The organism is Amycolatopsis xylanica (assembly GCF_900107045.1).
Lineage (GTDB): Bacteria > Actinomycetota > Actinomycetes > Mycobacteriales > Pseudonocardiaceae > Amycolatopsis > Amycolatopsis xylanica.
In genome coordinates, this window is the sequence record NZ_FNON01000008.1 from 321,544 (window position 1) to 336,857 (window position 15,314).

The 15,314-nt window shown below is 70.7% G+C and carries 12 protein-coding genes; all 12 read left to right on the forward strand.

The window, feature by feature from the left end:
* Positions 1-263 precede the first annotated feature (263 nt).
* From BLV57_RS32985 to BLV57_RS33040, 12 genes are read left to right on the forward strand one after another with little or no spacing between them, the layout of a single operon-like run.
* A complete protein-coding gene (locus BLV57_RS32985; RefSeq protein ID WP_091295807.1) occupies positions 264-491 on the forward strand; it encodes a phosphopantetheine-binding protein in 228 nt (75 codons plus the stop codon).
* Positions 488-3,610 carry a non-ribosomal peptide synthetase gene (locus tag BLV57_RS32990; protein WP_218134929.1) on the forward strand — a complete coding sequence of 1,041 codons (3,123 nt, stop codon included), beginning with the start codon at positions 488-490 and terminating at the stop codon, positions 3,608-3,610. The genes BLV57_RS32985 and BLV57_RS32990 overlap by 4 nt, the downstream gene beginning before the upstream one ends.
* On the forward strand, positions 3,607-4,311 hold the full coding sequence (locus BLV57_RS32995) for a thioesterase domain-containing protein (RefSeq protein WP_091296046.1): 705 nt from the start codon (positions 3,607-3,609) through the stop codon (positions 4,309-4,311). The genes BLV57_RS32990 and BLV57_RS32995 overlap by 4 nt, the downstream gene beginning before the upstream one ends.
* A gap of 18 nt (positions 4,312-4,329) precedes the next feature.
* Complete coding sequence (locus BLV57_RS33000) at positions 4,330-5,889, forward strand: AMP-binding protein (RefSeq protein ID WP_091295810.1); 1,560 nt, start codon at positions 4,330-4,332, stop codon at positions 5,887-5,889.
* A gap of 19 nt (positions 5,890-5,908) precedes the next feature.
* A complete protein-coding gene (locus tag BLV57_RS33005) occupies positions 5,909-8,221 on the forward strand; it encodes a condensation domain-containing protein (protein WP_091295811.1) in 2,313 nt (770 codons plus the stop codon).
* Positions 8,218-9,282, forward strand: coding sequence for a glutamate 5-kinase (gene proB / locus BLV57_RS33010; RefSeq protein WP_176968916.1), 1,065 nt, complete (start codon positions 8,218-8,220; stop codon positions 9,280-9,282). The genes BLV57_RS33005 and proB overlap by 4 nt, the downstream gene beginning before the upstream one ends.
* A 5-nt stretch (positions 9,283-9,287) precedes the next feature.
* On the forward strand, positions 9,288-10,541 hold the full coding sequence (locus BLV57_RS33015) for a glutamate-5-semialdehyde dehydrogenase (protein WP_091295816.1): 1,254 nt from the start codon (positions 9,288-9,290) through the stop codon (positions 10,539-10,541).
* Positions 10,541-11,698 (forward strand): pyridoxal phosphate-dependent aminotransferase, encoded by a 1,158-nt coding sequence (locus BLV57_RS33020; RefSeq protein WP_091295818.1) that lies wholly within the window; start codon positions 10,541-10,543, stop codon positions 11,696-11,698. Before BLV57_RS33015 ends, BLV57_RS33020 begins: the two co-directional genes overlap by 1 nt.
* A complete protein-coding gene (locus tag BLV57_RS33025) occupies positions 11,698-12,459 on the forward strand; it encodes a LamB/YcsF family protein (RefSeq protein ID WP_091295820.1) in 762 nt (253 codons plus the stop codon). The genes BLV57_RS33020 and BLV57_RS33025 overlap by 1 nt, the downstream gene beginning before the upstream one ends.
* Complete coding sequence (locus tag BLV57_RS33030) at positions 12,456-13,082, forward strand: 5-oxoprolinase subunit B family protein (protein WP_091295822.1); 627 nt, start codon at positions 12,456-12,458, stop codon at positions 13,080-13,082. Before BLV57_RS33025 ends, BLV57_RS33030 begins: the two co-directional genes overlap by 4 nt.
* The gene (locus tag BLV57_RS33035) at positions 13,079-14,032 is read left to right on the forward strand and encodes a 5-oxoprolinase subunit C family protein (protein WP_091295824.1); all 954 of its coding nucleotides are present in this window, start codon (positions 13,079-13,081) and stop codon (positions 14,030-14,032) included. Before BLV57_RS33030 ends, BLV57_RS33035 begins: the two co-directional genes overlap by 4 nt.
* Positions 14,029-15,306: an MFS transporter gene (locus BLV57_RS33040; RefSeq protein WP_091295826.1), complete on the forward strand. Its 1,278-nt coding sequence runs from the start codon at positions 14,029-14,031 to the stop codon at positions 15,304-15,306. The genes BLV57_RS33035 and BLV57_RS33040 overlap by 4 nt, the downstream gene beginning before the upstream one ends.
* Positions 15,307-15,314 lie beyond the last annotated feature (8 nt).

Consider the following 15,314-nt stretch of genomic DNA (forward strand, 5'->3'; position numbering starts at 1 on the left):
GCGAAGGCCCCCTCCGAACTTCGGAGGGGGCCTTCGTCTTTGGGGGGTCGTGAGTGTTCCGGCCGGTTCTAACCGGCCTAAACACTCACGACGGGCGCGGGCTCTCTTCTGGACTGCTCGGTTGTTTCCGAGGCCGGGGTTTCACGCCGAACTGGCTGTAGCTTGTCTGCAGTGCCCCGAAAACGTCGCGCTCTGGGGAGGGCGGAGGCGAACGAAACGCGGGAGGCACCCCAGTACGAACCAGCCAAGAAGGGGGACGGGTCATGCCCGCTACTTCGAATCTCGACCAGGTCATCGAGAAGTACGCCACGGGGAGCTTCACCGACGAAACGCCGTTGCTGGCGGCGGGTATCGAATCGCTGGCGCTGCTGCGGCTGGCCGTCGACGTGGTCGATGACGAGGACGCCGAAATCGATCTCACCAGTCTCGTCGACGTGAAGACCATCGGTGACCTCAAGGTCTGGCTGACGGAGCTGGCGGCCGGCGCATGACGAGCCAGGCCTTCTCCATAACCGGGTCCCAGCAAGGACTTCTCGTCGTACACACCCGGGCAGCCGGGCAACCTGTGTACAACATGCTGGTCCGGTTCGACCTCGATCCGCGCCTGGACGCCGCGCGGGTGGAAGCCGCGATCGCCGCCATGGTCGCCATGCAGCCCGCGCTGCGGCAGACCTTCGGTGTGCTGCCCGAGATGCACGCGCGGCTCACGCCCGCGACGCCCACTGTCCCTTGTGAACGGGTGATCGTGGCGGCCGCCGAGTTCGAGGAGGCGGTCGCGACCACCGCGCAGCGGATCGGCAGGCCCGAGTTCGACTTGGAGAACGGCCCGGCGTACCGGTTCGCGACCGTGCGCGCGAGTGATGACAGCGCGTCGGTGATCCTGCTGGCCGATCATCACATCGTCCTGGATGGACTGTCCGTCGGGCCGATGGTCGGTGACCTGGAACGGATGCTGACCGAACCGCTCACGCGAGCCGAGATCGACGCCAAGGTGGAGCTGCGAGAACGCGCCTACCTCAAGGAAATGGCGGCCCAGCTGCGCTCGAGCACCTCCGAAGCCGCGCTCGAGCGGTCCGCGGCCTGGGCGGAGCGGCTGCGCGCGGTTCCGCCGCTGGAGCTGGCTCCCCGGCCGGGCCGTCCCACTCAGACCTCGTTCAGCGGCGCCCGTGTGCGGTGGCGGCTCGACGACGCGGAAGCCACCGCGCTCGCCGCCACCTGCCAGGACCTCAACGTCTCCCCCTTCGTGCTGTTCACCGGGATCTACGGCGCGGTGCTGGCCCGGCACGGCAATGTGCCGGAAGTGCTGGTCGGCAGCCCGTTCCTGGCCAGGCGGACGGTCGGCGCCTTCGATCTGTGCGGGTTCTTCGTCAACACGCTGCCGGTGACCGTAGGGGTCGACTGGACGCGCCCTGTCGCCGACCATCTGTCCACAGTGGTCACCGAGGCGATCGACTTCTGCCGCTCCAACACCGACATCAGCTTCACGCAGCTCGTCGCGGACGTGCGACCCGACCGGACGACGAACCGGAACCCGCTGTTCTCCGCCATGGTGGCGATGCAGGACACGTTCACCGCGGGCCCCGGCGGGCCCGTCCGCCGGGTCACCGAACCCGGCAACGACACCGCCAAGTTCGACCTGTGGCTCGGCCTGACCCCGGTCGACGGCACCTGGCTGCTGGAGCTGGAGTACGACCAGGAGCTCATCGCGCCTGCCGTGGCCGACGATCTGCTCACCTCGCTGCGCACCGCGCTGCGTCGGACGATCGCGGACAGTTCCCTTTCGCTGGCCGAGCTTTTCTCCGACGCTTCGGCGGCGGCCAGCACCCGGTCCGACGGCTGGCGCGCCGAGCCGCAGTACCCCACGCTGGTCGAGGGCGTCGAAGCGACGGCGCGCCGCACCCCGGACGCGATCGCCATCGACGAGCCCGGGCACCAGGTGACCTACGCGGAACTCGTCGCCGCCGTGGAGCGGGCTTCCGGCGGGCTCGCCGAGCGCGGCATCGGCCGCGGTGACCTGGTCGGGCTGGCCGCCGACAACCTCGTCGACACGGTCACGGCCGTGCTGGCGATTCTCCGCCGTGGCGCGGCTTTCCTGCCACTGGACGAAAGCCTGCCCAAGGAACGCCTGACCTACATGGCCGGTAAGGCGGAATGCCGTCTCGTCGCCGGGAACGAAGTCGTGCCCGGTGTGTCCACAGTGGCCATCAAGGAACTGGCGGAGGCCGAACCCGGCGAGGCGACGGGTGACCCGGACGCGCCGGTCTACGTGATGTTCACCTCCGGCTCGACCGGCACGCCCAAGGGTGTCCAAATGGGACAGCGCTGGCTGACCCGGCTCGCCGCCTGGCAGATCGACGCGTTGCGCATGGACCACGACACCCGGTTCCTCCAGTACGCGCCGCTCGGCTTCGACGTCTGCTTCCAGGAGATCCTGCCGACGCTGCTCAGCGGCGGCACGGTGATCTCGCGCGGCGCGGCCGACCGGCGTGACTTCGCCGCGGTGCTGAAGCGGATCGCCGAATCCGAGGCCACGCACGTGTACCTGCCGGTGGCCGCGCTGCGCCCGCTGGTGCTGCACGCGCTCGACCGGGGCACGCGGCTGCCCGCGCTGCGCAAGCTCTGCGTCTCGGGTGAGCAGTTGCTCGTGGACGAGCAGTTGCGCGAGTTCTTCGTCCAGCACCCGCATTGCGAGCTGGTCAACCACTACGGCCCCACCGAGACCCAGGCCGTCACGACGCGGCGGCTGTCCGCCGAGGACGGGACGTGGCCGGTGCACGTGCCGATCGGGACGCCGCTGCCCGGCGTCGCCGCGTACGTGGTCGACGCGACCGGGCACCTGGCGCCGACCGGTGTTCCCGGCGAGCTTTTCCTTGGCGGGCACTGTCTTTCCGACGGCTACCGCAACGACCCCGTGCTGACCGGGGAACGGTTCGTGCCGGACACCTTCGCCGGCTCCGGCCTGATGTACCGCACCGGCGACCTGGTGGTCCGCGATCACCGCGGCGAGCTGATCTTCCTCGGCAGGCTGGACACCCAGGTGAAGATCCGGGGCAACCGGGTCGAGCTGTCCGAGATCGAGGCGGTGGCGACCCGGGTGCTCGGCGTGCGCCAGGCCGTCGCGGTGGTGCACGGCGAAGGCGCGGCCAAGGAGATCGCGCTGCTGCTGGTCCCGCACCCCGGCGCGACGCCGGAGCCGGACCGGGTGCGCACCCACATCGCGGCCACCCTGCCCGAGTACATGCGTCCACTGTGGATCTTCACGGTGGACGCGATCCCGGCGACGCCGACCGGGAAGACCGACCGCAGGGCGCTCGGCCGGATACTCGACGAGCAGCTCGCCGCCCAGCGCGAGGTCGAGGCACCCGTGGCGGAGTACGAGAGCGACCTCGAACGCGAGCTCGCCGCGCTGTGGGCACGGGTGCTCAAGACCGACGGCATCCTCCGCGACCGGCCGGTGCTGGAGTACGGCGCGCATTCGCTGAACATCTTCACCACCTTCGCGGAGATCCAGCAGACGTACGGGGTCACGCTGACGATGGGCGAGTTCTTCGCGTCGCCCACGATCGCCACGCTGGCCTCGCTGATCCACTCGGCTCAGGAGGACGAATGACGACCACGACGGCTTCGAGCAGGCTGGTCCCGCTGGTGCGCAAGGGATCCCGGCCCTCGGCGGTGCTGCTGCCCGGCGCGGGCGGCGGCCTGGGTTACTACCTCAAGCTGGCCGGGTTCCTAGGGAAGACCAGGAACGTCTACGGAATCCGGGCATCGGGGCTGGTGGCCGGTGAAGGCACCGAGAACCGCGTCCCCGACATGGTGGATTCGGTGGTCCAGGTGCTCGACAACGCGGGCGTCGAGCCGGATCTGGTACTCGGCTGGTCGATGGGTGGCGTGATCGGCTGGGAGACGAGCCGCAGGCTGGCCGAGCGTGGCGTCGAGCCGTCGCTGGTCATGCTGGACACCTCGCCGTTCTCCTTCGCGGCGGGCGACGGGTTCGCGGACTGGCTGCTGGACAAGATCGGCGGCATGCTCGGCCCCCGCCCCGACGAGGAGGCCGCGGCCCGGGTGAAGCGGGTGCTGGAGGGCCAGCTGACCGCGCTGTCGGACAACAAGGTCGAACGTGAGTACGCGGGCCGGGTGCTGTACTTCGCCTGCGCCGAGCCGGAAGACGTGCGAGAGCAGAACCTGGCCGCGTGGCGGCAGCTGGCGCCGGACTTCAGCGCGCACCAGGTCGACGTCGATCACTACTCGATCGCCAAGCCGGAGAACTTCCCGGCGCTGCGGGAACCGCTGGCCGCCTTCCTCACCACCTGACATTTGGAGTCTGCCGTCATGACCACTCGTTCACTCTTCGACTGGTTCCACGCTTCCGCGCGGGCGTACCCGGACAACGTGGCGCTGGAGGTCGGCGCCGAGATCTACACCTACCGTGAGCTACTCGGCGCGGTGGAACAGGTCTCGGGCGCGATGCTGGCCGCGCACGACGGCACGCTCAAGCGGATCGGGCTGCTGACCGCGCGCAGCACGCCGGGCTACATCTCCTACCTGGCGGCGCTGCGGCTCGGCGCGACCGTGGTGCCGATGAATCCGGCCAACCCGGCCAGCCGCAACCTGGGCATCACCGCCGAGGCCGGGCTCGACCTGACGATGGTCGACGACAGCGCGGGCGACGGCGCCGCGGAGTACCGGGCGAACGCTGGCGTCGACATCCTCGACCTGACCGGAGACGGCTGGAAGCGTTACCTGACAACGGATCCCGATCTCGTGGTCCCGGAGATCGTCGAACCGCACCCCGACGACCCCGCCTACCTGATCTGCACCAGCGGCACCACCGGCCGCCCCAAGGGCGTGCCGATCACGAACGGCAACGTCCACGGATTCCTGTCCGAGGTGGCGAAGCGCTACCGGTTCGGGCCGACCTCCCGTGGCGCGCAGACGTTCGAGCTGAGCTTCGACGGGCACGCGCTGGCCATGTTCGGGACCTGGGGCGGCGGTGGCGCGGTAGTCGTCGCCCAGCGCCACGACGTGCTCGCGCCGGTGAAGTTCATCAACAAGAAGAGATTGACGCACTGGATGTCCGTGCCGTCGCTGATCTGGTTCGCCAAGCGCCTGCGCGCGCTGGGCCCGGGCAGCATGCCGACACTCGAGCTGAGCTCGTTCGGCGGCGAGGCGCTGACCGTCGAGCACGTCAAGGCCTGGACGACGGCCGCGACGAACACCGCGGTCATCAACTGCTACGGCCCCAGCGAGTGCGCCTGCATCGTCACCGCGTACGAGGTGCCCGCCGATCCGGCGGACCGGGTCGAGACCTCGAACGGCTCGCTGCCGATCGGGGATGTCTTCCCCCGCCTCGAATACGCGCTGCTCGACGAGGACCTCCGGCCCTCCGACGACGGCGAGCTCTGCATCCGCGGCGACCAGCGGTTCCCCGGGTACCTCGACCCCGCCGACAACATCGGCCGCTTCGTGTCCATTGAGGACGGTCAGGTGACGGTCTACGACGGGAGTGTCCCGCTCACCGCCCGGCACTGGTACCGCACCGGCGACCGGATCCGGCGTGAGAACGGCGAACTCGTGCACCAGGGCCGCGTCGACCACCAGGTGAAGGTGCTCGGCAACCGGGTGGAGCTCGGCGAGATCGAGAGCTCGCTGCGCAGGCACGCCGGCATCTCCGAGGCCGTGGTCGTCACGGTCCCCGCTTCCGACGGCGAGGTCGACCTGCACGCCTTCTACCTCGGCGAGGAGCTTTCCGAGGACGAGCTGGTCGCGCTGGTCTCCGATCTGCCGAAGTACATGCGGCCGCGTGGCTTCCACCACCGCGACGGGTTCCCGGTGACCGACAACGGCAAGGTCGATCGCCGCAAGCTCGTCGACGCCTTCCTCGGGCGCTGAGAAGGGAGTCGTCGTGCACATGGGGGTGGAACACGGGACGACCACCGCGACGCCGTCGCAGGCGGCGATGTGGTGGTTGCACCAGCGTGCCAAGGACAAGTCGGTCTACCACATCACCTGGCGGCTGGTGGCCGAGCGCGCGATCGACCAGGCCGCGCTGGCGGCCGCCTGGCAGTGGGTGGTCGACCGGCACGAGGTGCTGCGGACCTCGGTGGTCCGCGAGGACGAGGACGTGCGGCTGCGGGTCCGTCCCCAGCTGCGCGCCTTCGTGCGCCAAGTGGACACGGACGAGACCGCGTCGGAGGAGCTGCTCAGCCTGCTCGCCGAGGAGGCCCAGCAGCAGCCGATGTCGCTCGAGGAAGCGCCGCTCGCCAGGCTCGCGTCCGTGCGGGCGGGCGACCGGCACGAACTCCTGCTGACCGTCCACCACCTGCTGCTCGACGGCTGGGGCCTGCAGCTGCTGGTCGAGGACCTGTCGACCGCCTATGCCGCCGCGGTCGCGGGCACCGAGCCCCGGTTCGACTTCGAACCGGAGCCGTTCAGCCAGTACGCCGTCCGTCAGCAGGCGGGCGCGCCGTGGACGGCCGACGTCGAGTACTGGCGCGAGCGGCTGGACGGCGCGTCCGCCACGACGATCGCCGCGAGCACCGACGCCGAGTTCGTGCCGGGCGCTCCCGGCGTGGTGTTCCGCCACACCTTCGGCGAAGCGGCCACGGCCGGGATCGCGGCGCTGGCCAAGCGCGCGTTCGCCACGCCGTTCGCCGTGTTCCAGGCGGCCATGCACATCGTGCTCGCGCGGGGCGGCGCCGGGCCGGACGTCACGATCGGCACCGAGCTGGCCAACCGGATGACGCCGCAGGAGCAGGGTGTCGTGGGCTATCTCGCCAACCTGTGCCTGTCGCGGGGGCACGTGGCCGACACCGACAGCGTGGCCGACGTGGTGACCGCCGCCCGCGACGACGCCTGGGCGACGATCGCGCACCAGGCCGCGCCGTATCCGGTCGTTTTCGGTGCCCTACCCGAGGAAACCCGGCATCGGCTGACCGACGACTGCCCGGTCGGGCTGAGTCACCTCGGGCCGATCGGCACCGGGCTCGTGCTCGGCGACGTCGGGCTTTCCCTCCAGCCAAGCCCGAACCGGGCCGCTCGAGCCGACTTTTCCATCTCCACTTGGGAAGCCGACGGCCAGTACCACGCGGAGATCGAATACAACACCGGCCGTTACGACCGAGCGACCGCCGAAGCACTGCTCGCCGACCTGGAGACCGTGCTGGCGGCCGACCCGGATCAGCTGGTCGGCGGCATCGAGGTGACCACGAGGTCCACCCCGGCGCGGACCGAACGCGCCGTCGCCGCCGCCCCGGCGGGTCACGGCGGCTCGGACACCTGGCGGCACGTCGACGCGGTGTGGGCGGACCTGCTCGGCAAGCCGCCGGAGGGTCCCGACGTCGACTTCTTCAACGCGGGCGGCAATTCCCTGCTCCTGCTGCGGCTCACCGCCGCGCTGGAGGACGCGACCGGGGTGTTCATCGACGCGGTGGAGTGGCTCGCGGAGCCGACCCCGCGCGCGCTGGTGACCCTGTTGTCGGGCACCGAAGACGGGCCCGGCGAAGCGTCGACGACGGTTTCACTGCGCGAGGGCACCGGCCCGCACCTGCACCTGGTGCCCGGCGCGGGTGGCAGCCCCGGCGACTTCCGGGCGATCGTCGACGCGCTCCCGGCGAACTGGCGTGTGACGGCCTCGCGCGAGCAGGAACCCGCGACGAGCGTCAAGGAGCTGGCGCGGCGGTTCGCGGCCGACCTGGCCGCCGAAGGGCTCGAGCCGGACCTGCTCGGCGGCTGGTCGATGGGCGGGCTGGTGGCCTATGAGATGTCGTCGGAGTCCGCGAAACCGTTGGTGCTGATCGATTCCCCGCCGCCGGTGGGAAGCACGCCCGAGCCGGAGGGCGAGCTGTTCGCTGCCTTCGCGTCGGCGTTCACCACGGGCCTGCCCGCGGTCAACGGCGAATCCGCGTTCCGGGTCCGGGTGCTAGCCACCTGGCTGGCCGCGAGCGGTCAGCCGATCCCGGCCGAGACGCTGGACGAGCGCTGGCACGCCTACGCCAGGCACGCCAGGCTCGGCGAGGCCTACGTCGGCCCGGCGGAACTGCCGGTCACCGCGCTGATCGTCGGCGCGGACCTGGACTCGGCCGGGTGTGAAGACTGGGCGGCCCGGTTCCGCGAGCCGACGGTGCTGCGGACCGGCGCCGACCACCACGGAGTGCTGAGGGACGACGTCGCGCGGCAGGTCGCCGCCGCGATCGCCGAATTCGACCAAGGGCGCCGGGGGTGAACACCGGCAAGCGGGTCGTGCTGAAGATCGGCACCAGCTCCCTGATCAGTGACGGCCGCGTCGACCCCGACCGACTTGACCGGCTTTGCGAGGCGATCCACCGGGGGATCGCCTCAGGCTTGGCGCCGGTGCTGGTGGCGTCCGGCGCCATCGCCGCGGGCCGGACCGCGTACCCGGAGATCGCGCGGTCCGGCGGGGACGCCGCCCAGCAGGTGGCGGCCGCGCTCGGGCAAGGCTTGCTCTATCCGGCGCTGCGGGAGCGTTTCGCCGGCTACGGCCTGGTGACCGGGCAGGTGCTGCTCACCCCGCACGACCTGATCGAGCCCGCTTCCGGGGTCCGGGTGCGTGCCCTGTTCGACGAGATGCACAAACACGGTTACCTGCCGATCGTCAACGAGAACGACGCGCTCGGCGTCCGCAACAACGACGTGCTCGCCGCGTTGCTCTCGGGGTTCCTCGAAGCGGAACTTCTCTTGCTGCTGACCAATGTTCCTGGTCTCTACGACGGCAACCCGATGCTGGGCGGGTCCGCGCGCCGCATCGGCCACGTGCCGTCGCTGAACGCGGAATTCGAGGCCATGGCGGGTGATTCGACCGGTGACGGCGGCACCGGCGGCATGCGGATGAAGCTGGCCGCCTGCTGGATCGCCACCTATTCCGGCGTGCGCACGGTCATCGCCGACACCGCCGACCCCGCGGTGCTCATCGACGCCTACCGCGGCGTCGACGTGGGCACCGACTTCGCGCCACGCCCGGTCACCGGCAAGCCGCCGTCGGCAGGCCGGTTGTGGCGGGCCTTCCGCACCCCGCCCCGGGGCGCGATCACGCTGGCACCGGCCGGGCGGCTGGCCATCGAACACCGGCAGCCGCTGCGCCGGGTGCAGATCACCACGGCGCGCGGGCGGTTCCGCGCGGGGGACGTGGTGGACCTGACCGGGCCCGAGGGGCGGCTGCTCGCCCGCGGCGGCATCCGGTTCGGCGCGCGGAGCGTCGAATTCGGCTGCGCGCCGGACACCGCGCTGCTCGCCGGTTCGGACTACGTACGCATCGGAGAGGACTGATCATCATGACCGTGCTGGACCAGTGCCAGGACGCGGTCGCGGCCTCGGCCGTGATCAAGCAGCTGACCACCGAGAAGAAGAACGCCGTGCTGCGGGACATGGTCGAGGCCATCGAAACGCACTTGGACTCGATCATTGCCGCCAACGCCGAAGACGTCGCCGCCGCGCGCGAGGCGGGCACGTCCGCGACGCTCGTCGACCGGCTGACCCTGACCGAGCGCCGCGCGGCCGGGCTGACCGCCGCGATCAGGACGATCATCGACCTGCCCGATCCTGGCGGGCGGGTGGTCGAGGGCTGGACCCGGCCGAACGGCCTGCGCATCGAACGGGTGCTGGAGCCGCTGGGTGTCATCGCGGTGATCTACGAGGCCCGCCCGAACGTCACGGCCGAGGTCGCCGCGCTGTGCCTGAAGTCGGGGAACTGCGCCATCTTGCGTGGTTCGTCGACGGCCATGCGCACCAACCGCGCCATCATGGCCGCGCTCGACGCCGCGCTCGCGCGACACCCCGGTGTGCCCGCCGCGGCCGTCCAGCTGGTCGACGACCCGTCGCGGGAAGCCGCGCTGGAACTCATGCGGGCCAAAGGTTTCGTCGATCTGCTGGTGCCTCGTGGCGGTCCCGAGCTGATCGCCTCGGTCGAGCGGAACGCGACCGTGCCGACCGTGATCGACGGCGCGGGCAACTGCCACCTCTACATCGACGCCACCGCGCGGCCGGAGATGGCGACCGAGGTGGTCGTCAACGCGAAGACGTCCCGGCCGAGCGTGTGCAACGCGATCGAAACCCTGCTGGTGCACCAGGACCTGGTGACCGACTGGCTGCCGCAGGCCTTGGACGAACTGGCCGCGGCGGGCGTCGAGATCAGAGGCTGCGCTCAGGTGCGCGACGCGTGGCCGAAGGCCGTCGAGGCCACTGTGGACGATTGGGCGACGGAGTACCTGGACCTGGTGCTCGCGGTCCGCGTCGTGTCCGATGTGGACGAAGCGATCGCGCATATCCGGGAGTGGGGCACGGGGAACGCCGAGGGCATCGTGGTCCAGGACATCGCGGTGGCGAACCGGTTCGCCCGCGAGGTCGACTCCGGCAGTGTGTTCGTCAACGCCTCGCCGCGGTATTCCGACGGCGGCGAGTTCGGCTACGGCGTCGAAATCGGGGTGTCCACGCAGAAACTGCACGCCCGCGGCCCGATGGGCCTGGCCTCGCTGATGACCGCGAAGAACGTCGTCTGGGGCAGCGGGCAGACCAGGACGGTGGCCTGATGGCGAACCCGCTACGGCCGAGTTCGCTACTCGAGTCCGTCGATCAGGCGCTCTCCATCAAGTACAACAACCTGGTCTACGACCTCAAGTCGACCGGCCACGACATCATCACCCTGTCGCTCGGCGAGTCGTTCTTCGACGTGCCCGCCCCGGATTTCGACGGCATCGAGCCGGACGAACTGCATCACTACTCCCATTCCCGGGGTTTGCCGGAGCTGCGCAGGCAGCTGGCCAAGTACTACGGGAACCAGTTCGGCCTGTCCGTCGACCCCGACCACGAAATCCTGATCACCGCCGGGTCCAAAGTGGCGATCTACCTGGCGCTGCTGGCGACCGTCGAGCCCGGCGACGAGGTGCTCGTGCTCGAGCCGTTCTGGCTGAGCTACCCGACGCAGGTCAGACTGTGTGGCGGGGTGCCGGTCAGCGTGCCGCACGATGTCAGCGTTTTCGGGCTGGGCGCGTACATCACGGGCCGCACCAGGGCGATCATCGTCAACAACCCGAACAACCCGAGCGGTCACGTCTACACGGCCGCCGAGCTGGACCACCTGCACGAGCTGGCCGACGAGCACGGCCTGCTGCTGATGGTGGACGAGGCGTACAACGAGTTCGTCGCGCCGGGCACCGGGTTCATCACCTGCGGCGCCGCCGATCCCGAGCTGCGGCACACGGTGACGCTCAACTCGATGTCCAAGAACTACGGCATCTCCGGGTGGCGCGTCGGCTACGTCATCGCCCACCGCACGCTGATCGACCAGATCCTCAAGGTCAACCAGCACCTGATCACCTGCGCGCCGACGCCGTTGATGCGCTACCTCGCCGATCACTTCGACACGCTCATCGAACACACCAGACCCCAGATCCAGCAGGTGGTCGCGCGGCGCAACGAGGTCGCGGACTGGCTGGCCGAGCGCGGCATCGAGGTGCTGCCCGGCGAGTCGACGTTCTATCTGTTCGCGTCGCTGGGCCGCTCGAAACTCGGGTCGGACGCGTTCGCCGACCGGCTGCTGCGGGAATCCGGGGTCTGCGTGGTGCCCGGGATCGCGTACGGCGAGTCCTGCGATCACCACATCCGCGTCTCGGTCGGCACCGAGTCGCCCGAGCGGATCCGGCGCGGCCTCGACGCGATCGCGCGGCTCATCGAAAGCACCGGGTAATGCACGTCGACCTGGTCGCGGACCTCGGCGAGGGCTTCGGCGCCTACCGGATGGGCGACGACGCGACCCTGCTCGACGTCGTGTCCTCGGCCAACGTCGCCTGCGGTTTCCACGCGGGCGATCCCCGGCTGATGGAGGAGACGGTGGCCGCGTGCGCCGCGCGCGGGATCGGGGTCGGCGCGCATCCGGGCTTCCCCGATCTCGTGGGGTTCGGCAGGCGTGCCATGGATCTCACGGCCCGCGAGGTGCGGACCGACGTGCTCTATCAGCTCGGCGCGCTCGGGGCGTTCACCACGGCGTGCGGGACCCGGATGCGGCACGTGACCCCGCACGGCAGGCTCGGCAACCTCGCGATGAGTGAGCGTCCGTACGCGGAAGCCGTGGTCGGCGCGGTGGCCGCGTACGACCCGTCGCTGATCATGGTCACCCAGGACGGCGTGCTCGCCGAGACCGCGCGGAAGGCAGGGCTGCCGGTCGCGATCCTCATGCTGGCCGACCGCGGTTACCGCGACGACGGCACGCTGGTGCCGCGCCGGGAGCCGGGCGCGGTCATCACCGATCCCGGGGCGGTGGCCGCCAGGGTGGTGCGGGCGGTCACCGGCGGGGTGGTCCGGACCATCGGCGGCCGTGAACTCCCGATCGCGTGCGACACCGTGCTCGTGCACGGCGACACCCCGGGCGCGGTCGGCCTCGCGCGCGGAATCCGTGACGCACTGCGGGAAGCCGGTGTGGACATCGCGCCGCTCGTGGGTGCGCCGTGAAGATCGAGCCGTACGGCGACTCCGCGCTCTTGGTCCGTCCTGGCGGGGAATCGGCGTGGCAGATCGTGCAGCGGCTCGCGGACGCGCTCGACGTGCCCGGGGTAACCGATCTGGTGGCGACGTACGACAGCCTGCTGGTCGCGTTCGACTGCGTGCGCGTCGGACACGACGAGCTGGCCGCCCGGATTCGTCGACTCAGGCTGGAAAACCTCGACGCGCCAACGGTTTCCCGCCGCTTCGAGATCCCGGTCGTCTATGACGGTCCCGATCTGGCGGACGTCGCCGCGGAACTCGGCTTGAGTGAGGACGAGGTCGTGCGGCTGCACTCCGGGACCGACTGGGTGGTGCGGTTCCTCGGCGCCCCGGCGGGCGCGCCGATGCTCGACGGCTCCCCGTTCCCGGCCCGCGTGAGCCGCCGTCCGCGTCCGCGCACGTCGGTGCCCGCCGGTTCGGTGGCCGTCTCCGGCACCCAAGCGGTGATCTACCCCGTGGTTTCGCCGGGCGGCTGGCGGCTGATCGGCCGGACGCCGCTGCGGCTGGTCGACACCTCGCGTGACCCGATGGTCCCGTACCGGCCGGGTGACCGGTTCCGGTTCGTGCCGGTCTCCGGAGCGCGGCCGTGATCCGGGTGCGGCGGGCCGGGCTCGCCGCCGTCACCGATCTGGGCAGGCCAGGTTTCGCCAGGCAGGGCCTGCCCGCGGGCGGCGCCGCCGACCAGTACTCGGCCGCGGTGGCCAACATCCTGGTGGGCAATCCCGAAGGTGCCCCGCTGATCGAGGTGACGGCGTCGGATTTCGCCTTCACCACGGACCGGCCCGCGTTCCTCGCGGTCACGGGAGCGACCGTGACCGTGAACGGATCCGTCCGCCGGGCCTGGGAACCCTTGTGTGTCAACGCCGATGATCTCGTGGAACTCACCGGTCTGACCGGCTTGCGTGCCTATGTCGCGGTCAACGGCTATTGGCACGTCGCCCGGACACTCGGCAGCTGCGCGGCCGCCCCGGAACTCGGCGTGCGCCCCTGGCTGCGCGCGGGCGACACCATCGACGTGCGTGACGGCCACCGTCCCGTCGACCACCCCGTCTTCGTGCTCGGCGCCCGCCCACCTCGGCTCCCCGACCCGCTGACCATCGACATCACCGCGGGCCCCGACGCGGACGAAGCGGTGGCGGCGGCGCTGACCACCGCCACGTACACGGTCAAGCCCGCGAGCGACGACATCGGCGTCCGCCTGGACGGCCCGGTGCCGTCCGGGGTCGCCAAGACCGACCTGCTGTCGAAAGGCGTGCCGCCCGGCGCGGTCGAGCTGCCGCCCGGTGACGAGCTGCTGGTGCTGCGCAGGTCTCACCCGATCACCGCTGGCTACGCGGTGATCGCGGTCGTGACCCGCGTCGGGCTGTCCACGCTGGGTCAGGCCCGCCCAGGTCAGCGGCTGAGATTCCGGCTCCGCACGATCGAGGATGCGGTCGGCGATCAACGACGGCAACGTCGAGTACTGGACGCACTGACTCGCCGGGCACACACCGCGTTCACCAGCGCGGGCGTCCCATCAGCCGGAAGGACGGCGTCATGACCGAAACGCTCGAACCGCGAGCGCCGGAAGCGGCGGACCACAGCGCGCGTAACACCGCCGTGCTGGTGGCCTTCACCGCGGCCACCAACCTCGCCGACGGCGTGCTCAAGGTGGCGCTGCCGCTCATCGCGACCACCCTGACCAACTCGCCTGCCCTGGTCTCCGGCGTGCTGACCACGCTGATGCTGCCGTGGCTGTTCACCGCGCTGCACGTCGGCGTGCTGGTCGACCGCGGTGACCGCCGGAAACTGCTGTGGCTGGCCAACTTCGTCCGGGTGGTGATGGTCGGCGGGCTGCTCGCCGCGGTGCTGACGGGCACGCTGACGTTGCCGATGATCTACGCGAGCGGGATCATCCTCGGCGTCGCCGAGGTGATCGCGCTGACCGCCGCCGCCGCTTTGCTGCCCTCGGTGGTCGCCGGCCCGAAACGCGAGCGCGCGAATTCCTGGCTGACCGGCGCGGAAACGGTCTGCAACGAGTTCATCGGCCCGTTCCTGGGCGGCCTGCTGGTGGCGGCCGGTGCGGGCATCGTGCTGGGCACGACCGCGATCACCTACGCGATCACCGCGGCCACGCTGGTCTTCCTGATCGGCCGCTTCCGGGTGCCCCCGGCCACGGTCGCCAGGCCCGCCGTCCACGCGCAGATCGCCGAGGGCCTGCGGTACCTGTGGGACCAGCGCGTGCTGCGCGTGATGACCGTGCTGGTGACCGCGTTGAACTCGCTGTGGGGCGCCTGGCTGGCGCTGATGCCGCTGTTCGCCACCACGGCCATGGGCGTGGACAAGGCCGTCTACGGCCTGCTGGTGGGCGCGCTCGGCGCGGGCGGGACGATCGGCGCGCTGCTGGTGGCCACTTGTAATCGGCTCTTCGGCCGCCGCCAGGTCATGCTGGGCAACATCTTCCTGACCGGCACCATGGTCGCCACCCCCGCGTTCAGCACGAACCCCTGGGTGGTCGCGGCCGGCGCGTTCCTCGGCGGCCTCGGCAGCGGCCTGTGGGTGGTCAATTCCCGCACGGTCAGCCAGACGCTGGTCAGCCAGTCGATGATGGGCCGCTACAGCGCCACCGCCCGCCTGTTCGGCTGGGGCGCGGTGCCGCTCGGCGCGTTCCTGTCCGGCCTGCTCGCGGAGTGGGCGGGCACCCAGGTCGCGTTCGCGGTGTTCACCGTGATCGCGCTGACGGTCGTCGTCCCCTTCCTCCGGGTGTACTCGCGCCCGGTCGCCGCCGACATGGAGCGGCGGATCAGCTCAGGCGCGGAACCGGAGGCACAATGACGTTCGTG